Origin of the sequence: Helicobacter sp. MIT 01-3238, from assembly GCF_003364135.1 — a bacterium.
Lineage (GTDB): Bacteria > Campylobacterota > Campylobacteria > Campylobacterales > Helicobacteraceae > Helicobacter_B.
This window is the reverse complement of record NZ_NXLN01000011.1, coordinates 1-17835: the sequence shown is the minus strand read 5'-3', so window position 1 is coordinate 17835 and position 17835 is coordinate 1. Positions and strand designations below refer to the sequence as shown.

At 40.0% G+C, this 17835-nt stretch carries 21 protein-coding genes; 11 read left to right on the top strand and 10 right to left on the bottom strand.

The window, feature by feature from the left end; genetic code table 11:
• Window positions 1-17 precede the first annotated feature (17 nt).
• The 7 genes from CQA40_RS05080 to CQA40_RS05050 all read left to right on the top strand — a co-directional run bounded on the left by CQA40_RS05080 (window position 18) and on the right by CQA40_RS05050 (window position 5961).
• Window positions 18-1250 (top strand): NAD(P)/FAD-dependent oxidoreductase, encoded by a 1233-nt coding sequence (locus CQA40_RS05080; RefSeq protein ID WP_115519840.1) that lies wholly within the window; start codon window positions 18-20, stop codon window positions 1248-1250.
• Entirely contained in the window at window positions 1238-1708 is a 471-nt protein-coding gene (locus CQA40_RS05075; RefSeq protein WP_115519839.1) for a hypothetical protein, read from the top strand. The genes CQA40_RS05080 and CQA40_RS05075 overlap by 13 nt, the downstream gene beginning before the upstream one ends.
• Complete coding sequence (locus CQA40_RS05070) at window positions 1701-2882, top strand: beta-ketoacyl synthase N-terminal-like domain-containing protein (protein WP_115519838.1); 1182 nt, start codon at window positions 1701-1703, stop codon at window positions 2880-2882. Before CQA40_RS05075 ends, CQA40_RS05070 begins: the two co-directional genes overlap by 8 nt.
• Before the next feature lie 72 nt (window positions 2883-2954).
• On the top strand, window positions 2955-3425 hold the full coding sequence (locus CQA40_RS05065; protein ID WP_115519837.1) for a thioester dehydrase: 471 nt from the start codon (window positions 2955-2957) through the stop codon (window positions 3423-3425).
• On the top strand, window positions 3422-4138 hold the full coding sequence (gene fabG / locus CQA40_RS05060) for a 3-oxoacyl-ACP reductase FabG (RefSeq protein WP_115519836.1): 717 nt from the start codon (window positions 3422-3424) through the stop codon (window positions 4136-4138). The genes CQA40_RS05065 and fabG overlap by 4 nt, the downstream gene beginning before the upstream one ends.
• A complete protein-coding gene (locus tag CQA40_RS05055; protein WP_115519835.1) occupies window positions 4135-5376 on the top strand; it encodes a beta-ketoacyl-ACP synthase in 1242 nt (413 codons plus the stop codon). The genes fabG and CQA40_RS05055 overlap by 4 nt, the downstream gene beginning before the upstream one ends.
• Before the next feature lie 138 nt (window positions 5377-5514).
• Entirely contained in the window at window positions 5515-5961 is a 447-nt protein-coding gene (locus CQA40_RS05050) for a PBECR2 nuclease fold domain-containing protein (RefSeq protein WP_115519834.1), read from the top strand.
• 72 nt (window positions 5962-6033) lie between these two features.
• On the opposite strand, the gene CQA40_RS05045 is transcribed toward CQA40_RS05050, so the two are convergent.
• The 10 genes from CQA40_RS05045 to CQA40_RS05000 form a co-directional block, all read right to left on the bottom strand.
• Window positions 6034-6456 (bottom strand): thioesterase family protein, encoded by a 423-nt coding sequence (locus tag CQA40_RS05045; protein ID WP_115519833.1) that lies wholly within the window; start codon window positions 6454-6456, stop codon window positions 6034-6036.
• A gap of 28 nt (window positions 6457-6484) precedes the next feature.
• Window positions 6485-6937 carry a hypothetical protein gene (locus CQA40_RS05040; protein ID WP_115519832.1) on the bottom strand — a complete coding sequence of 151 codons (453 nt, stop codon included), beginning with the start codon at window positions 6935-6937 and terminating at the stop codon, window positions 6485-6487.
• 76 nt (window positions 6938-7013) lie between these two features.
• Window positions 7014-7472 (bottom strand): hypothetical protein, encoded by a 459-nt coding sequence (locus CQA40_RS05035; RefSeq protein ID WP_115519831.1) that lies wholly within the window; start codon window positions 7470-7472, stop codon window positions 7014-7016.
• 62 nt (window positions 7473-7534) lie between these two features.
• Window positions 7535-8620, bottom strand: coding sequence for a hypothetical protein (locus CQA40_RS05030; protein WP_115519830.1), 1086 nt, complete (start codon window positions 8618-8620; stop codon window positions 7535-7537).
• Between the two features lie 67 nt (window positions 8621-8687).
• On the bottom strand, window positions 8688-10532 hold the full coding sequence (locus CQA40_RS05025) for an AMP-binding protein (RefSeq protein ID WP_115519829.1): 1845 nt from the start codon (window positions 10530-10532) through the stop codon (window positions 8688-8690).
• Window positions 10525-11265 carry a hypothetical protein gene (locus CQA40_RS05020; RefSeq protein WP_115519828.1) on the bottom strand — a complete coding sequence of 247 codons (741 nt, stop codon included), beginning with the start codon at window positions 11263-11265 and terminating at the stop codon, window positions 10525-10527. Before CQA40_RS05020 ends, CQA40_RS05025 begins: the two co-directional genes overlap by 8 nt.
• Before the next feature lie 12 nt (window positions 11266-11277).
• Entirely contained in the window at window positions 11278-11535 is a 258-nt protein-coding gene (locus tag CQA40_RS05015; protein WP_115519827.1) for an acyl carrier protein, read from the bottom strand.
• Between the two features lie 25 nt (window positions 11536-11560).
• Window positions 11561-11869, bottom strand: coding sequence for a phosphopantetheine-binding protein (locus CQA40_RS05010; protein ID WP_115519826.1), 309 nt, complete (start codon window positions 11867-11869; stop codon window positions 11561-11563).
• Window positions 11870-11916: 47 nt separating this feature from the next.
• Window positions 11917-12795, bottom strand: coding sequence for a lysophospholipid acyltransferase family protein (locus CQA40_RS05005; RefSeq protein ID WP_115519825.1), 879 nt, complete (start codon window positions 12793-12795; stop codon window positions 11917-11919).
• Window positions 12788-13711, bottom strand: a complete 924-nt coding sequence (locus tag CQA40_RS05000; protein ID WP_181882838.1) for a beta-ketoacyl synthase chain length factor — start codon at window positions 13709-13711, stop codon at window positions 12788-12790. The genes CQA40_RS05005 and CQA40_RS05000 overlap by 8 nt, the downstream gene beginning before the upstream one ends.
• Before the next feature lie 465 nt (window positions 13712-14176).
• Here CQA40_RS05000 and CQA40_RS04995 point away from each other — a divergent pair, with 465 nt between their 5' ends.
• From CQA40_RS04995 to CQA40_RS04980, 4 genes are all read left to right on the top strand, one after another.
• Window positions 14177-14650, top strand: a complete 474-nt coding sequence (locus tag CQA40_RS04995) for a hypothetical protein (RefSeq protein ID WP_115519823.1) — start codon at window positions 14177-14179, stop codon at window positions 14648-14650.
• A 144-nt stretch (window positions 14651-14794) separates the two neighbouring features.
• The gene (locus CQA40_RS04990; RefSeq protein WP_115519822.1) at window positions 14795-15127 is read left to right on the top strand and encodes a histidine triad nucleotide-binding protein; all 333 of its coding nucleotides are present in this window, start codon (window positions 14795-14797) and stop codon (window positions 15125-15127) included.
• Between the two features lie 136 nt (window positions 15128-15263).
• Window positions 15264-16124, top strand: a complete 861-nt coding sequence (gene argB / locus CQA40_RS04985; RefSeq protein ID WP_115519821.1) for an acetylglutamate kinase — start codon at window positions 15264-15266, stop codon at window positions 16122-16124.
• Window positions 16125-16232: 108 nt separating this feature from the next.
• A complete protein-coding gene (locus CQA40_RS04980; protein WP_258864469.1) occupies window positions 16233-17432 on the top strand; it encodes an aspartate aminotransferase family protein in 1200 nt (399 codons plus the stop codon).
• The last annotated feature ends 403 nt before the right edge of the window (window positions 17433-17835 follow it).

Sequence of the window (17835 nt, the reverse complement as noted above, 5' to 3'; positions counted from 1 at the left end):
AAAGCTAAGGAGTGAGAATGCAAGCAGGACGAACGCAGAGAAGGGAAGTGGAGGTTTTAGTCATCGGGGGTGGACCAAGTGGGAGCATATCTAGTGCGCTTTTGCATAGGCAAGGCATAAAAACGCTAGTCGTAGAAAAGCAGAAATTCCCAAGATTTGTCATAGGGGAGAGTCTTTTGCCTTTTTGCAATGAGGTGCTAAAAGAGGCTGGATTTTTAGACGCAGTGGAAGCACACGGATTTCAGTATAAAAACGGAGCAGCTTTTAGCCACAATGATGAATATCGCTATTTTGATTTTTGCGATAAAAGCACTCAAGGCTCTGGGACTACTTACCAAGTCCAAAGAGGGGATTTTGACAAGGTGCTTATTGATTGTGCGATAAAGCAAGGTGTGGAGGTGCTATTTGAAGTGGAAGTGGAGGATATTTGCTTTGATGAAAATGGGGCGAGTGCGTGCTTAAGCAATGGCGAGATTATCCACGCTAAATTTGTGCTTGATGGGAGTGGATATGGTAGGGTGCTACCTAGAATCTTAGATTTAGAATCCCCATCAAATCTAAGTGCCAAAAGGGCGTATTTCACGCATATAGAGGATAATATCTCTGAAGTGCTTTATGATAGAAACAAGATTCTAATCACCACTCACCCAAGATTTAGAGATGTGTGGTTTTGGCTTATACCTTTTTCTAATGGAAGAGCTAGTATCGGCGTGGTGGGTGAGCCACAAAGACTAGAGATAGATGGAAAAAACGATGAAGAAATCCTAAAATCTCACACTTATGAAGCCCCGATGCTAAAGCGACTACTAGATAAAGCTAAGTGGGATACACCTATAAGGAGCATTAGCTCGTATTCTAAAGATGTCAAGGCGTTGTTTGGGGATAGGTTTTTGCTACTTGGAAATGCAAGTGAGTTTTTGGACCCTGTGTTTAGCTCTGGGGTGAGTATCGCTATGCAAAGTGCTAGACTAGCTGCAAGCCTTGTGCCAAAAATCCTAAAAGGCGAGAGAGTGGATTTGCAAGCCCAATACGCAGATGAGCTAATGATAGGCGTGAATTGCTTTAGGGCGTATGTGGAGGGCTGGTATGATGGTAGATTCCAAGATGTCATCTATGTCAAAAATCCAAATCATCACATTAAGCGACAGATTTGCTCGATTTTGGCGGGATATGCGTGGGATAAGCAAAATCCTTTTGTAATGAAACCAAAAGAAGCATTAAGCGCATTGGAGGGGTATTGCAAGTCATAAATATTTTTTTGGTGGGATTGGTGTTTGTCTTTTGTGGCTGTGCTTTGCGGGTGGATTTTGGGGATTTTGGGGTGTTTTCACAGCGTGCATTTAGCCTTGAAGAGCAAGGCAAGATAAAAGTTCTTTATGTGTCAAGTCAAGCCAAAAATTTACAAGAATCAAAAAAGCAACAAAAATCCCAAGACAAACAAGGAAAAATCGTGTATTATTTTGCCATTTTTGATAGCTTGGGTGCGCCTAGCTTAAGCAGAAAGCTAGAAAATGGCACATTTAGCAATGTCAAGTTTCTCCCACCAAGTAGGCGATATGACAAGCTATTTTTGCAAGTGCTAGAATCTATAAAATCCAAAGATTCTATCTCATTTACTTACAAAGACATAAAAGTAAAAGAGCTAGACACACAAGCACTAGACACACAAGAAAGAGAGGCAAGGGATTTTGAGTATACTAATGAGTAAGCCTATGCTTATTTGCTCTGCTGGAAATGACAACGCAAGCATTATATCACGCTTAAAAAGTGGGCAAGTTCATTTGCAAAAAAACAACGACTATGGGGATAAAGAATTTATGCTAGGTGCTATCAAAAATCTACTCCCACTTCCGCCAAACACGCCTACGCATTTCAAAACACGCACAAACACGATTTTGTATAACGCGCTTTTGAATGGAGAGAATCTCATAAAAGAAGTCATAAAAAGCACAGATAGTTTCGCTGTGGTTATTGGCACTACTACCACAGGCATAGAGGAAAACTACAACAATATCCCCAAAAAGCAGTATTTGCAAAGTTTTAGCTCGCTTGATAATCCAGCACTTTTTGTTCGCTCTGTATATGACATTTGTGGGCTAAGTTTTGGGGTTTCATCAGCCTGCACTTCAGGGGCAAAAGCTATCATAGAGGGAGCAAGGCTTATAAATAGTGGGCTTTGTGAAGCTGTGATTTGCGGAGGTGTGGATAGCTTGAATACTTTGACTATAAATGGATTTGATAGTTTGGAGATTTTGAGTGCAAAGCCAAGTAGGGCTTTTTGTGCTGATAGAGAGGGGATAAATATTGGCGAGGGTGCGGGGGTGTTTGTGCTGATGTCAAGTGAATGTTTGGCTAGAAATCCTCATTTAGCAGATGATTTTATTATCGCGCTAAAGGGCTATGCAAACAATAATGACGCATTTCATATCACACAGCCACGCACAGATTTTGCTATGCAGGAGAGGCTTTTATCTGAAGTGCTACTTTGCGCCAATCTCACTCCAAGTGATATTGACTATATAAATCTGCACGGCACAGGGACACAAGCAAATGACGCTATGGAATCTGCCACTTTTGCCTACGCGCTTAATGGTGCGCTAAAATCCACTCCCTCTAGTAGCATAAAGCCACTTATCGGGCATACGCTAGGCGCGGCAGGTGCGATAGAAGCGGGTGTGTGCGCAGAGATGATTTTGCAAAGCATTGGAAGCCTTGATGGACAAGAAGTCCTTATCCCGCATATTTATCATAATGACTTTGATAAAAGCCTCCCACAAATCGCCCTAGTAAAGCAGGGCGAGAAAGCCAAAGTGCGCAATGCCCTTAGTGTGTCTTTTGCTTTTGGTGGGGATAATAGCGCGATAATACTAGGGCAAGCCTAGTTGCAAACTTGGCTAAAGTTAGGAAAATGACTTAAAAAAACGACTTAAATTTTTTTGGAAAGGAATCTATCAATGAGTGATATTACAAATCTTATCCCCCAATCCTTAGAAATGGTGCTTATTGATGAGCTAGTGGAAGTAAGCGAGCAATCTATTTGCACAAAATCTTACATAAAGCCTGATAATGCGTTTTTGCAACAGGGTAAATTCCCTAGCTATAATGTTTTGGAGATTTTTGCCCAAAGTCTAGCACTATGGCGAACTAAGCAAGAAAAATCCAAAAAAGATTCTAGCACTACCCAAAACCACAATAAACTAGGATTTTTGCTTGGTGCTAGAGGGTTTGAGATATTTACTCCCTATGTGGCAGTGGGCGAAGCGGTGCAAGCACATTTGAGAGTGAGTATGCAAGATGAAAATGGGCTAGGTGTGTATGAGGGAGAGGCTTTTGTAGGTGGTAAGCTAATTGCCAAAACTTCTTTGACTGCGCTAAATCCAAATGATGAGTTTTTAGCCCAAATATTACAAGGAGAAAAACTATGAGTGATACAAGGCAAGTGCTTATCACAGGCTCTTCGCGTGGTATAGGTGCAGGCATAGCTAGAGAGCTAAAAAAGCAAGGCTATGAAGTCATCTTGCACGGCAGAAGCAAGACAGACGCGCTAGATTTTCTAGCAGATGAGCTAGGCGCAAAATCTCTTATCTTTGATGTCGCTGATACAAAGGAGAGCAAGCGCGTCTTAGAATCTTATGTAAGTGAAAATCCCGCGCTTTGGGGAATCGTGCTAAATGCTGGAATCGCTAGAGATAATACATTTGTGGGACTAGAGGAGGAGGAGTGGAAAGGTGTGATAGATACAAATCTACATAGTTTTTATAATGTGCTTCACCCTTTACTAATGCCTATGGCTAGGGCAAAGCGTGGGCGAGTGGTAGTCATATCCTCTGTCTCTGGCGTGATAGGCAATCGTGGGCAGAGCAACTACGCAGCAAGCAAAGCAGGACTAATCGGTGCTGCAAAGTCTCTAAGCATAGAGCTAGCAAGCAGAAATATCTGTGTAAATGTAGTCGCCCCCGGTCTTATACGCACAGATATGACAAGTGGAAATCTCCCAAAAGAGCAGATTTTGCAAGCTATACCTGCCAAAAGATTTGGGGAAGTAGAAGATGTCGCACCATTGGTGGCGTTTCTGCTAAGTGATGGTGCTAGCTATATCACGCGCCAAGTCATAGGCGTAAATGGAGGGCTAGCGTGAAAAAGCCAAATAGAGTATTTGTAAGCGGATATGGGATTGTAAGTGCGTTTGGCAAATCTTGGGAAAGCGTGAGGGAGAATCTACAAAAAGGAAAAAATGCTACAAAATACATAAAAGAGTGGGAAATCCACAAAGACTTGCGCTCAAAGCTAGCTGCACCCATAGAGGGCTATACTCCTCCACCTCAATGGAGCAGGAAGCAAATGCGAAGTATGGGCACAATCTCACAATATGCCGTAGAGGCAGCGGGGCTAGCTCTATCTAGCGCAGGGCTTATACAAAGCAATGGCGAGATAAATCAAAACCTGCAAAATGGCTCTATGGGTGTAGCAAGTGGCTCTAGCACGGGTAGCACTGACTCGACACTGCAGCTTGCCAAAATGTTTTTGGGACTGCCTCATAGCTGCAATGCTAATACTTACATAAAGTGTATGCCACACACAACGGCTGCAAATATCGCTATTTTTTATGGACTAAAGGGGAGGATTATCCCTACTTCGTGCGCTTGTGCGAGTGGAAGTGTCGCCATAGGTCAGGCTTATGAAGCGATAAAATTTGGACTTATTGATTCTATGCTTGCAGGTGGAGCTGAAGAGCTATGCCCTAGTCAAGCCTATACTTTTGACTTTCTCTATGCTACAAGTCAAAAAAATGATACGCCCTCCCTCACTCCCGCACCATTTGATGCCAAAAGAGATGGGCTAGTCATAGGCGAGGGAGCGGGATTTGTCGTGCTAGAGAGTGAAGATAGCCTAAAAAGACGAGGTGGGGAAGCACTAGCCGAAGTGGTGGGGTTTGGTAGCAACTGCGATGGGTCGCATAGCACTCACCCACAAAGCGATACAATGAAGCAAGCGATGATTTTAGCCCTAAAAGAAGCGGAGCTAGAGCCTAGAGGGATATGCTATGTAAATGCTCACGCCACCGCTACGCAATGGGGCGACATAGCAGAAGCGAAAGCGACAAATGAGGTGTTTGGAGAATCTATCCCTATAAGCTCATTAAAAAGCTATCTAGGGCACACACTTGGTGCGTGTGGGGGGCTAGAGAGTATTGCGTGCATAGAGATGATGAGAGAGGGAGTATTTTTCCCCACGATAAACCTAAAAGAAGTGGATAAGGATTGCGCACCTCTTTTGTATTTAAGAGAGCCAAAATCTATCAGTGGGGATTTTGTGATGAATAATAACTTTGCATTTGGTGGGATAAATACTTCGCTTATCTTTAAGAGGGTGTGAAAATCTAAAAAAAGCAAAAAATAGTTTTTAGTGTTTTTGTAAAAATCATCATATATTTTAAGGTAAAAACAGATGACAGGATTGGCGTTTGTCAATAAGCAGGGCAATAAAAAGCTGCTAAGCAAATAGGCGCAAAAAATGTGGCTACAAACTTTTGGTCTAGATTCTGTTGATGATATTTATACGCTCAAATGTAGCGATGAGATAAAAAAGGCTTTGCAAGGCAAGGATATAAGGCTTACAAAGGGCAGTTTGCTAAAACTCGCACAAAAGGATAGATTGCAGTATATTCCACAAATCAAGCAGACACTTGATAATCCAGACATAATAATACATCACGATGAAAATGTTATTTTTGCAAAAAATATAAATGAAAGAATTTTCTTTGCAAGTGTGGGGAGAGAATTTGAATCAGGGCTAGTCATCATAAGCAATGCACCCAAAAAATCAAACACTATAAAAAACAAGATAAAAAGCGGGAAAATAGTGTATCAATCTCCCAAGTTTGAACATCTCCGTTACAACCAAACTTTTACAGATGAACGCTTAATCATCAACGAGATTGACAAGAAAGATTCTATCTAAAATATATTTAAAAGTCAAACTAGAAAAATACAGAATATACGACAAACTAGCACAAATCAAGCTGGCTAAATGCTATTTAGCGTGGTTTATAAAAGCACTTAGAGATTCCCTAAATTCACTTGGTAGATATAGGCAAGTCTCTTTTGATTCTAGCAAAATCGCCACTTGAGAAGTGTGCGCTTGGCATAGCCTAGCACCATTCATATTTACAAACCTATACCCAAGCCTAAAAAAGCATTCAAATTCTAGCAATTCTACTTCTATGCAAAATTGTTTGTTAAACTCTATTGGTGCGATATATTTGCAATCTAACTTGACTACGGGCAGGGCAAATCCTGCTTCTTTCATCTTTAGGTAGCTAAACCCAACTTCATCTAAAAACCTGCACCTCGCTGCTTCCATATATCGCACATAGTTTCCGTGCCACATAACACCCATAGAATCTATATCAAAAAACTCTGCTATGAAGTTGTATTTTTTGGTTATATGTGGCATAGATTCTCTTTTAAGGTTTATTGGTGGTTTATTTGGCAAAATCTGCTTGCAAGGTTACTTTGACTTTTGAATGTCTTACTAGACACTCAAATTTTTCAGTGCTATTAAAAACACCTTTTATGCCTTTAGAATTCGTGTAGCCAACGATATTTACTACCTTACTTGCTTGTAGTATATTTGCCCTATTTGCGAGTGTTGTGAGTGCTTTGGCTAATGCCATTTGACAAGAATATTCCATACTCAAAGAGTTAGCAAAAGTTCGTTTGTGTCGTTGTGTGATTTGCAGATTTTGTGAGATGATTTGTGTGCTATCCACATTGCCTAGCCCGAAAGCAAATTCTACGCTTTGAGGTAGTTTTGTCTTGACTTGCTCATTATTTAGGGCTTTTTGTAAGTCAAAATAGCGCAACTCACTCTTTGCGACAAGGCAAGAAAGCATACCAAAAGTCAAAAACAATGCAATTTTTAGTGTATTTTTCATTTTCACTCCTTTTTAGATTTTGCTACAAAAATATTTGTGGTTTTTATAAATTTTACACAAGTTTTTTTGTGCAAAATTACTTCGCAAATGACGCTTTAAGCGTTACTTTGACATCTAAAGCACGCACTAGGCATTCATATTCTTGCGTGCTATTGCTATTTAGGCTTACGATATTTACCGCAGAGTTGCCACCTGCTTCTTGGACTTTTTGCTGGAGCTTGGCTAGGGTGATTGCAAACGCTTCATCACAAGCACTTTTTATACTATCAAAATGCTTTAGGGCATTTTTGTGGCTTTCTTGTGTAAAGCCGGCGATAAGCTCTTTGCCTCCTAGATTTCCTAGTCCGAAGTAAAGCTCTATCTTAGGGGCTAATCTAGCTTTTGCTTCATCGCTTTTTAGAGCGTCTGTGATGCTGTATTGTCTATATTCTTTTGAGTAGCCGTTTTTTTCTTTTTGTGCACCTGACTTTGCTAGCACAAAGGCACTTGATAGCACACATAGACTTGCGATAAGCACGATTTTTGCCACATTCATCTCATTCTCCTTTTTTGGATTTATTACCAAATATTTGTGTCTGCATTATAGCCTTTCTAAGATTATGTTTGGTTACCCCAAAAATCATAAAAATTAAACCACGATTTTGGGTTTGCTATCACTCTTTTTTGCAGAGAATCCACATATTTTTGCATAAGCTCTTTTATTTGGACTTCTTTTGTGGATTCTCTCCCAAAAACGACAGGTGCTTGGCTTATTTGCTCTAGCTCGATTGTGTATTTGCCTTTGATTTTTTCACACCATAGCATTGAGATTTTGGCATTTAGCACCCCTGCTAGCAAAAATGCTCCTTGTGGGAAGTAGGCACTTTTGCCTAGAAAGTCAAACTTGGCATTTTTGCCATTGCTAGAGTGTGATATAGCTACTCTATCACCCATAATGCCGATATTCACACCATTTTCTAGCAAGTCTTTTAGCCTAAAGAGAGAATCCATATCCAAATCATCTACAAGCATTATGCCTGCATTTGTGATACTATCTTGCGCGGTGTTTGATTCTTTGTGCTTACTTAGTCCTTTTAGGAGGGCGATAAAATCTTGGGCTATTTTTTCATACATCAAAATCACAAGTGGGATTTCTCCTATACTATTTCGCAATGCCCTGCAAACTTCGATATTCCCAAAATGGCTTACCACCAAAATCTGCCCTTTTTTGGATTCTTTGGAGGTTAGTAGCTCGTTTTTGATAGCTTCCATATTGTGCACTTCTATGTCTTTGTGGTTGATTTTGCCTAGCCACGCAGCGATTTTATCGCATATTGCACTACCAAACTCATAAAAATTGCTATACACTTGATAATTTTTGTGGCAGGTTTTTGTTAGTTTTTGCGACATTTGCGCTATTTGTTTTAGTATGTTTGATTTTTTACTAGGTTTTGGACTTTCACTTGGATTTTTGTTTTTTTGGAAAGTTTCTAAATTTTTATAAAATCTTGCGATATTGCGCCTCTCATTTGGCGAAAAGATAAAATATACCACCGTTACAAACGCTATACATAGCTTCAAAATCGGGCGTAAAAATGGGTGATAAAAACAACCTACAAGCACGACTGTAACTTTTAGCCAAAAGCTGCTTGCGCATTCGTTTTTTTCATACCATTTTTTATCTTTCCAATTTTTATCTTGCATTTTTCTCCCCAATTTTATTTTGCAAATTTTTCACACCAAATATTTATTTGACTTATTTTTTTATTCATTATTGTTTGCTTTCTTTCAGCTCTATTTTGCCACTAGAGCAGATTTTGTCATTTGCATAGAGCGTGAAAACAAGCCGATTTTGACTTCTCTCTAGCTCTAGCATAGCATTATCACAAGGGCGCAAAAAGCTAGAAAACTTCACACTTTGGATTTTGCTGATAGATTCTAGTGGAGTGTCCAAATATTCACTAGCGCAATCAAGTGCAAATCCTAGCTCTACAAATCCCGGGACAAGAGGAAAATCCGCAAAATGTCCATCGAAATAAAAACACCCCTCATCAATGTATGCTTCAAGCGTGCAGGTTTTGACTTCATCGTTTAAGATATTTTGTCTTATTAGGCGAAATGTGGGGGTAATCTTTGCATTAGCACAATCTTTGAATGCTTTTAGCGTGATTTTGCCTTGTTCATTGTAGGGCAAATAAGAGCGGATATGAAAATACCTCAATGCACTTATAAGATGGGCACTAGATTGCAGTGATGATTTGATAGCGCATTTTATGCCTTTTTTGCCAGAAAGCCTAAACACTTTCTTTCCCTCATCGCTTAGCACTATTATCGCGCTTAAGCGGTTTTGTCCATCTAGTTTGCCTACGCGGACATTTTCTATGAGATTGGAGCTCTTTAGGCTAGATTCTACAAAGTCAAGGTTTATGCGGGTTTCATTTAGTTTGATAATCCTATCATACCGCCCCAAAAGTGTGAATGTATCATCACTATGGATTTTTGCACAATCATTGCTAAGGAACTCTGCCTTTTCGCCCTCAAAGCTATCAAGCCACGCACTAGAAATCATAAGCCTAGAGCTAGAATCTAGCTTTAGCTTCACGGGTGGAAAGGTGTGAAATGTGCTTTGTGTGCTAGATTTTGAAGTGTATTTTTGTGCTTGATAGCCTATTATTCCTGTTTCGCTACTGCCATATATCTCTACAAAGTGCTTCAAATCATTGCCAAATCGCTTCTCTAATCCTGCTCGCAAGTGGCTATCTAGTGGCGAGCCAGCGCAAAATATCGCTTTTGGTGGGGGGATTTTGCTTATGTCATCTTTTAGTATGATGTCTAGTGCGGTGGGCGAGGCAAGCAAAATCACATTTTTGTGTGTATCTAGCGCGTTTATCAAAAAGTGATGATACAAAAACTGCTCTTTTAGCACCACTCCACCACACACAAGGGGTAAAAATACCTTAAAAGTAAGCCCAAATAAGTGCCTATGCGGAATCGCTCCTACAAAAGTAGGCATATCATCTTTTGTGTAATTATTTAGGTGGAAAAATTCTACCAAAAACTTCGCTTCACAAAGCATTTGGTAGATATTTTTGGTGATAAATTTTGGCTCTCCGCTACTGCCTGAAGTTTGGATAAAAAATCGCGCTTTATCTAGAGGGATTTTGAGTGGGATTTCGCTAAGTGTGCTACTATCAAATGACTTTTGTGATAAGCTTTGACTTAGTTTTTGATTGCCGCCCCCCCCCCCTCCTAGATTTTTGCTAAGTGGATTTTTATCAAGTGGATTTTGGCTAAAAAGCTCGCTATTTAAAAACTTACTATCTAGTAGGAGCATATCACTTTGTGCATTGCTTGGGGAGTTTAGCAAATAAGGCTCTTTGTGGGCTAAAATAGTGCCAAAAAGTGCGGCTATAAATTCATAAGTATCATCTAAAAAAATGCCTATTTTTGAAAATCTAGAAGCAGGCGGGGAAGCAAGCAGTATAGAAGCGATTTTGCTAGAATCTAAGTGCAAATCTTGCAAATTTTTGGTGGATTTTGTCGCGTCTTTGGAATGCTCTTGTGAATCTCCTTTAGAATCACTAAAAATGATTTTTTCACTAAAGTGCTTAAACATTATCTAGCCCTTTGTGTTTAGGGATAAAGTAGTAGGTGCGATATATCCACTCTATGCCAAATAATAATCCCAAAGCTACATAGCAGATTCCACCACAAAACAAACTCCAATAAAGTTTTTCCTCTAGCAGAGCTAGGATAAAAGCGATGATTGAGCTAAGCCCAAAATACAAAATCCAAATCTTTGTAAGAGTGCGCGTGTAGGATATGACATATTTTGGTAGTTCGCTTGAGTGGCACACACCGTGTGAGTGCATAGCAAATCTTGTGATAAGTGCCTCGCCTTTTAGGCTAAGTGCAAATACACATAGAAGCAAAAGATATACGCATACAGGGTAAAAATACACTATGCTAGTTTGTGCCTCATAAAGACCGATAAATTTACCCAAAACACCAAGTCCGTCAAATCCACCCAAAATCTCGCCAAAAATCTCTCTAAGAAATATAATCCCAAAAAGCAGGGCAAAAATACTGCTTAGTGTTTTGTTTGCGCTGTGGCTTTTGTGGCTTAGAAATGCTTTTATCCCCCAAGCTAGTGCCATAACCCCTGCCACAGCACAAATATTTTTGCCAAAATACACAGCAAGCGGATAGGAAATGCTTAAGCACACAAATACTACATTAAACGCAATTAGAGCGCACTTTTTGGTAAAGTCCTTGTCGTTTTGCAACTTAAGTGCTTTCATAGCCTCTTTTAGAGGGCTTAAAAAAGAAAATCTATGAATTTTTGGCATTTTTTAGAATCTTTAGGATTCTTTGGTTGTGCTAAGTGTTTTGTGAACAATGTCTATGATGTCTTGGAGGGTTTGGACTTCTTTGAAATCAGGTGCTTCCATACGATAGCCTGTTTTTTTGCGGATAAAGTCAAGCAAGTCAATCGCATCAATGCTATCAATCTCTAAATCGTGGTAGATTTTCGCCTCTGGCGTGATTTTTTCTTCTTTGATTTCAAAAAGCTCAATTAGCGCACCCTTTAGCACTTCAAAGATTTCTTGTTTTTCCATTTATACTCCTTGTTTATGATTTGGCTTAGGCTCTTGCTTGCTCGGTAATGTATTTACTAAGAGTTGCCACGCTATAAAAAATCTCTTTTAGATTCCCTTGCTTGCTATCTAGCTTTAGTCCGTATTGCTTTTGGATAGCAAGTCCTAGCTCTAGCGCATCTACGCTATCAAGACCCAAGCCATTATCCTCTGTGCCAAAAAGTGGCATATCATCGCCAATATCACTAGATTTCATATCGGGTAGATTTAGACTTGTGATGATGAGGTTTTTTAGCTCCTCCTGTAATTGACTAAAATCATTTTGGGATTGATTTTGTGGTTTGTTTGCTTGCATTCTCTCTCCTTATAAGTGTGTTGTAAGTGTGCTGTGAAGTTGCTTGGTTAGCATTCATTTAGTGGGGCGTATAGATTCCTTAGATATTCGTGCAGTGCGCGAACCCTTAGAGAATCACTTTTGTCTTTTGCGAAATCATCTAAAATGATTTGATTTTCTAGCAAAATCTCATAGTGTAGTGTTTGAGCTGGCGTATTATACCATTTTGAATCTTTTTGTAGGCTTTTTGGGTGCATTTTGATAAAAATCGCGCTTAAAGATTTCGCGCCGTGTGTTGCTATGTAGCTAGCAGCTTTGTGGAAAGAGATTTTATCTTTTGTGCGAGTTCCCTCTGGGAAAATCAGCAGGGATTCTCCGCTTTTTAGAGCGTCTATGCTTTTTTGCAGTAGCTCTTCATTTGCGGTGTTTAGGATATAGCCACTTGCTTTTATCGCCCCAAAAAGAAAGATATTTTTGCTTAGAGAGGCTTTGACTACGCAGTTTATACGCGCAATATTTGCAAGCAATAAGACAACATCAAGTAGTGAAGGGTGATTTGCGATGATGATTTGACTAGGCTTGGTAGAGGAGATTTTATCAATCGTGGTTTTTGGTTTATTTGTGGATTCTATCATTGATTCTTTTTTGGATTTTCCTGCTGATTCTACTATTGATTCGTTTGCTTTGAAGCTATAACTTACTCTTTTTGCAAGGCGCATAATCCACAAAAACAAAGCCCACGCATAGCGCACCAAATCGCGACTAAAATACTGCACTTTTTTGTAGCGATGAAGTCTAAGGGCGATGATTGGGATAAAGATGAGATTCCCACTAGCACAGATAATCCCAAAAACCACAAATCCAAAGCAAGCAAAAAGCAAAGCAAGTATTTTTTGGCAAATCGTTTTTGCTTGTTTTGTTATTGCCTTGTGTAGATTATTAGGCATTTTGTAGCTCTATGTGCCATTTAAATGAATCGTTATCAATGCTATAAGAAATGCTTTTTTGTGCGTCTTTTTTTGATATGGTGTTTGTAGCTGCTAGCAAATCTAGCTCGCTTAAGATAATTTCTAAGTCATTTGGGCTTGGTGCTTTGGTGTGGGGTTTGTTTATCTCTAGTGTGGCGTAAAATGCTTTTTTATCCGTCTCACTATCTGTCTTGTGGGGTTGATTTGGCAAACTCACAAGGGCGGCTAGGAGTAAAAAGTCTGGCGCATTTTTTTGTGGATTTTGCTTATTTGAGGTGGTGGCGTTTGAAGTTTGTGCTTTGTATGCTAGATATTCACGCGCAAGTCCCTCATAGTAGCTTAGCACAAGCACCTTGTTTGTGTGCTCTGCGTTTTTATCGGCAGATTCTTTATTTGTAGCTTCTTTATATGTGATTTCTTGCAATCGCATATATGCGTTTATCATTGCGTGTTCTAGACTAGGATTTGCCGAGATTGCGCTTATTTCGGCATTGTTTTTGTGGGCTATGGCGAGTAGTGCTGGTGTGGCATTTAGCACAGACATAGAAAAGCTAGTGGGGGAGAGTAGGTAGCTATCTTGCAGGCTTAGTAGCATACTAAAACAGCGATTTATCTCGCCCAAAGTGGAGCTAAACACGATAGGGATAGAGCCTAGATTCCACTCATTTATTTTTGGCTGAAGTAGGCTAAAAACGCATTTGCTAGCATTGCTAAGTCGCCTGCGCTCTAGAGGCGATAGATGAGAGAGGGAAAAATCTGCCTTGTAAGATTGAAGTTGGGCAAAATCTAGCATATTTAGATTTTGTGATTTTTGTGATGCGATGAGAGAGGGCAAATCGACATTTGGCGAGATGATAGCTGATATATCATTGATAATGAAGTGTAGCTTATTCATTTTGCTCCCAAATGTTTTAGAGATTTTGGCTAGGATTATAACATACATTTTTTCATTTTCTATGCTATAATACCCGCTTATGTGCGCTTGCTTGGTGTTTGTAGTGCTAGTTGTGGCATTTAGCCCAAAAATCGCATATAAGTTTTGCTAGTCTTTTTAGGATAAGCCTGCATAAGCGCACTTCGCGCTTACAACCAAAGACAAAACATAGGGGTAAAAAATGTTTGATTTTCTCTTAGTGCTTGTAACATTTGGCGTATTTGTTGGCATATTTATGTGGAACAACAGCGATAGTCAGCTCAAATGAGATTTTCTAAATATTGCCTAAATATCTTTATCGTAGCTTTCACAATAGCTTTGTAGGCTAGGTTAAGCTAAGAATCAACACTTCTTAAATATTTTTCAAAATAAGCACTCAAGTAGCACATTCGCGCAATACATTTTGCACAAAATCTAAGGACTTAAATGCTACCACATTTCTCCAAAATCCAGCGGTTTATCATTCGGTGGAAATCCCGCTCTTTGGGACCTGATATAGATTCGATTATCACGGTGCTAAGTGTGCTTATCTATATGGGCAAATCTGACAAAAAAGAGGACAATATGGATAAGCAGCTAGGCATAGCAAAGCATATCCTCTATGATAGGCTAAAGCTAGGTGGAATCGCTAGCTTTGTCCTAGAACGCGTCATCGTGGAGGTGGGGGAGTTTATCGATGATGAGGCCAAATATATCCGCGCACGAGAAAAAGCCTTTGATGAGTTTGTCCAAAATATACAGCTTTATAGCTTTGCCCTAGATATGCTAGAGGGCGAGGAAAATGCCTCAAAACTTGAAATGCTCCGCTCTGTGATACAAAAATCCTACGATGAAACATATAGCCTAAAAAAAGAAAGCAAGCGAATCTTGCAAGTGCAAGAATCGCGCTTTTTGCACTGATATTTGGCTAGTGAAGATGGAATCCTTATGAAATCTTTAAGGAATATAAAATGCTTGCAAACCCAACATACAAAAGATGCGCACAAAGAGTGAGTGCCAAACTTTATAGTCCAAACTTCAGCAAAACATTAGAGGAGCGTATAAATGAGCACCGTATTTAGCAAAATCATCAAAGGCGAAATCCCTTGCAACAAAGTCTATGAAAACGATGAATTTTTGGCGTTTTATGACATTGCACCAAAGGCAAAAGTGCATATCTTAGCTATCCCCAAAAAAGAGCTAAAGGATTTCAACGAAATAGACGCCACGCTTATGGGCAAGATGAGTGAGTTTATCCTAGAAGTCGTAGAAAAAGTCGGCATAAAATCTAGTGGCTATCGCCTAATCACAAACATAGGCAAAGACGGCGGGCAAGAAGTCCCACACTTGCATTTCCACATTTTAGGTGGAGAGCGACTTGGTGGGAATTTTGCCTAAGCTCAATCCAAAATATCGCAAAATACTAGCAATCCATAAAACCAAACAAAAACTAAAACCCCCCCCCCCCCCCCCAAAAGATAGCAAAAAGCCCAAAATCCACCAAAATCCACAAATAGAAATAGGAAACTAAACAATGCAAACCCTCCAAAACAAAGCCAAAATCCTTATTGAAGCATTGCCATACATACAGCGATTTGGTGGCAAAATCATCGTCATCAAATACGGCGGGAGTGCTATGGAAGATGAAAATCTAAAAAAAAGCGTGGTGCTTGATATTGCACTGCTAAAATCCATAGGCTTTAAGCCTGTCATCATTCACGGCGGTGGCAAAGACATAAGCAAGTGGATAAATAAGCTAGGTGGGGAAGCAAGGTTTGAGGAGGGATTTCGCGTAACTGATGAGAATGCACTACAAGTGGCTGAAATGGTGCTAAACTACATAAACAAATCTTTGGTGGGATATATGGGGAGCTTTGGCGTGAGGGCAGTGGGGATAAGTGGCAAAGACGGAGGCACGCTAAAGGCGAGCAAAAAGCTCATAAATGGCAAGGATATAGGGTTTGTCGGTAGTGTAGAATCTGTGGATACCAAGCTCATCACAAGCCTAATTGAAAATGACTTTGTCCCTGTGATATGCCCTGTGAGTGCCGATGAAAAAGGGCAGGGGTATAATATCAATGCTGATGACGCGGCTTGTGCCATAGCTCAAGGGCTAAATGCCGAAAAGTTAGTGTTTTTAAGCGATATAGAGGGGATATATAAAGACTTTAGCGACAAATCAAGCCTAATCACAATCCTTAAAATAAGCGAAGCAAAAAGCCTCCTAAAAAGTGAGGGTGTGAGCGGAGGTATACTGCCTAAGCTACAAAACTGCATAGAAGCCATAGAAAATGGTGTATCGCGCGTGCATATCATCGATGGAAGGATACAGCATTGCTTGCTATTAGAGTTTTTCACAGATAGGGGCATAGGCACGGCGATTTTGCGCGACTAGCTTTTGTGTGATAAATCCGCACGCAATAAAAATCTCAAAAAAAATCAAGGAAAAACGATGAGCTATAAAATATCAAAACAACCCAGCAAGGCAAAAAAAGATTCTAGTATCTCCCAAGCCCAAAAAAGCGCGATTTTGCCTATATACTCGCGACAAGAAGTTGTGTTTTGCTATGGTAAGGGCGTGTATCTCTATGACACGCAAGGGAAAAAGTATCTAGACTTTGGTGCAGGCATAGCGGTAAATGCGCTAGGATACGCGCACAAAGACTTCACAAACGCTCTAAAAAAGCAAGCTAATAAGCTACTACACATTTCCAATCTCTACTACAACACCCCTGCGATAAAAGCCGCCAATAAGCTAGCAAAAGCCTCAAACCTATCAAAAGTGTTTTTTACAAATAGTGGCGCAGAAGCCATAGAGGGCGCACTAAAGGTGGCAAAAAAATACGCTTACAACAAAGGCATATCCCACCCCAAAATCATCGCTTTTAAAAACTCCTTTCACGGACGCACTTTGGGTGCACTATCTGTTACGGGAAATGAGGGCTATCAAAAGCCTTTCAAGCCTTTGTTAGATTGGGTAGAGCTCGCTGAATTTAACGACATAAAAAGCGTAGAAGAAATCGTCGCCAAGCAAGATTTAAAAAAAGATTCCAAAGTATGTGCAATAATCCTAGAGCCCGTGCAAGGCGAGAGTGGAATCCTCCCTGCCAAAGCGAAGTTTTTGCGCGAATTGCGACATATTTGCAAGAGTAAAGATATATTGCTTATCCTTGATGAAATCCAATGCGGTATGGCAAGAAGTGGCACTATGTTTGCCTACCAGCAATACGGCATAATGCCAGATATTCTTACCACTGCAAAAGCACTAGGCTGTGGCGTGCCTGTGGGGGCGTTTGTCCTAAGTGAAAATGTAGCCAAAAATTCGCTTACAAAAGGCGAGCACGGAAGCACTTATGGGGGCAATCCTTTTGCTTGCGCGGCGGTTTGCAAGGTGTTTGATATTTTTGAGAAAGAGATGGTTTTGGAGCGGGTAAATCAAAACGCAGTGCTACTAAAAGACGCGCTAGAATCGCTAAAATTTGACTTCATAAAAGAAGTGCGAAGTATCGGGCTACTCGCAGGTGTGGAGCTAGATGAAAGTGTGAAAATAAGCCAAGTGATAGAATCCGCTCGCAAAAAAGGGCTAATCATCTTGCCCGCAGGTAAAAACACACTGCGCTTTGCCCCACCGCTAATCATCAAGCCAAAGCATATCAAGCAAATGCAAAAAATCCTAGAATCCACCCTAAAGGAATTTGCTTAAATTTGCATAAACTTGCTTAAAGCCTTTTGGCACAAAATCTAATCGTGCTAAAAATCTAAAAAAACTCGCTTAAAATCTAAAACTTGCACTAAAAAAACGGCTAAAAAATTACAAAAGACTATCCACCCAAAGCTATCTAGCAGGACTATAAAATGCACAAATATCATAAATAAAAAATGCGTGGCATTTATCAAAAACAATGAAAATATACATAATAATAAACTAAAAAAGGGCTATAATAGATTTTATCAAATCTTATCTCAAGGATAGTGCTATGAAAATCCAAAAATTACCACAAACATCTCTCAAACGTGCACCCTCCTTTTATTCCTCAGTTACGCAATCACCCCCAGTTAACTATCTTGCCCACTACCTGCCCTTATACTTCCAGAATGCACATCGC

Excerpts from the sequence above, each read along its gene's own strand:
- CQA40_RS05080 (WP_115519840.1), top strand. The coding sequence starts at position 18 with ATGCAAGCAGGACGAACGCAGAGAAGGGAAGTGGAGGTTTTAGTCATC.
- CQA40_RS05070 (WP_115519838.1), top strand. The coding sequence starts at position 1,701 with ATGAGTAAGCCTATGCTTATTTGCTCTGCTGGAAATGACAACGCAAGC.
- CQA40_RS05065 (WP_115519837.1), top strand. The coding sequence starts at position 2,955 with ATGAGTGATATTACAAATCTTATCCCCCAATCCTTAGAAATGGTGCTT.
- fabG (WP_115519836.1), top strand. The coding sequence starts at position 3,422 with ATGAGTGATACAAGGCAAGTGCTTATCACAGGCTCTTCGCGTGGTATA.
- CQA40_RS05050 (WP_115519834.1), top strand. The coding sequence starts at position 5,515 with ATGTGGCTACAAACTTTTGGTCTAGATTCTGTTGATGATATTTATACG.
- CQA40_RS05045 (WP_115519833.1), bottom strand. The coding sequence starts at position 6,456 with ATGCCACATATAACCAAAAAATACAACTTCATAGCAGAGTTTTTTGAT.
- CQA40_RS05040 (WP_115519832.1), bottom strand. The coding sequence starts at position 6,937 with ATGAAAAATACACTAAAAATTGCATTGTTTTTGACTTTTGGTATGCTT.
- CQA40_RS05035 (WP_115519831.1), bottom strand. The coding sequence starts at position 7,472 with ATGAATGTGGCAAAAATCGTGCTTATCGCAAGTCTATGTGTGCTATCA.
- CQA40_RS05030 (WP_115519830.1), bottom strand. The coding sequence starts at position 8,620 with ATGCAAGATAAAAATTGGAAAGATAAAAAATGGTATGAAAAAAACGAA.
- CQA40_RS05025 (WP_115519829.1), bottom strand. The coding sequence starts at position 10,532 with ATGTTTAAGCACTTTAGTGAAAAAATCATTTTTAGTGATTCTAAAGGA.
- CQA40_RS05020 (WP_115519828.1), bottom strand. The coding sequence starts at position 11,265 with ATGCCAAAAATTCATAGATTTTCTTTTTTAAGCCCTCTAAAAGAGGCT.
- CQA40_RS05015 (WP_115519827.1), bottom strand. The coding sequence starts at position 11,535 with ATGGAAAAACAAGAAATCTTTGAAGTGCTAAAGGGTGCGCTAATTGAG.
- CQA40_RS05010 (WP_115519826.1), bottom strand. The coding sequence starts at position 11,869 with ATGCAAGCAAACAAACCACAAAATCAATCCCAAAATGATTTTAGTCAA.
- CQA40_RS05005 (WP_115519825.1), bottom strand. The coding sequence starts at position 12,795 with ATGCCTAATAATCTACACAAGGCAATAACAAAACAAGCAAAAACGATT.
- CQA40_RS05000 (WP_181882838.1), bottom strand. The coding sequence starts at position 13,711 with ATGAATAAGCTACACTTCATTATCAATGATATATCAGCTATCATCTCG.
- CQA40_RS04995 (WP_115519823.1), top strand. The coding sequence starts at position 14,177 with ATGCTACCACATTTCTCCAAAATCCAGCGGTTTATCATTCGGTGGAAA.
- CQA40_RS04990 (WP_115519822.1), top strand. The coding sequence starts at position 14,795 with ATGAGCACCGTATTTAGCAAAATCATCAAAGGCGAAATCCCTTGCAAC.
- argB (WP_115519821.1), top strand. The coding sequence starts at position 15,264 with ATGCAAACCCTCCAAAACAAAGCCAAAATCCTTATTGAAGCATTGCCA.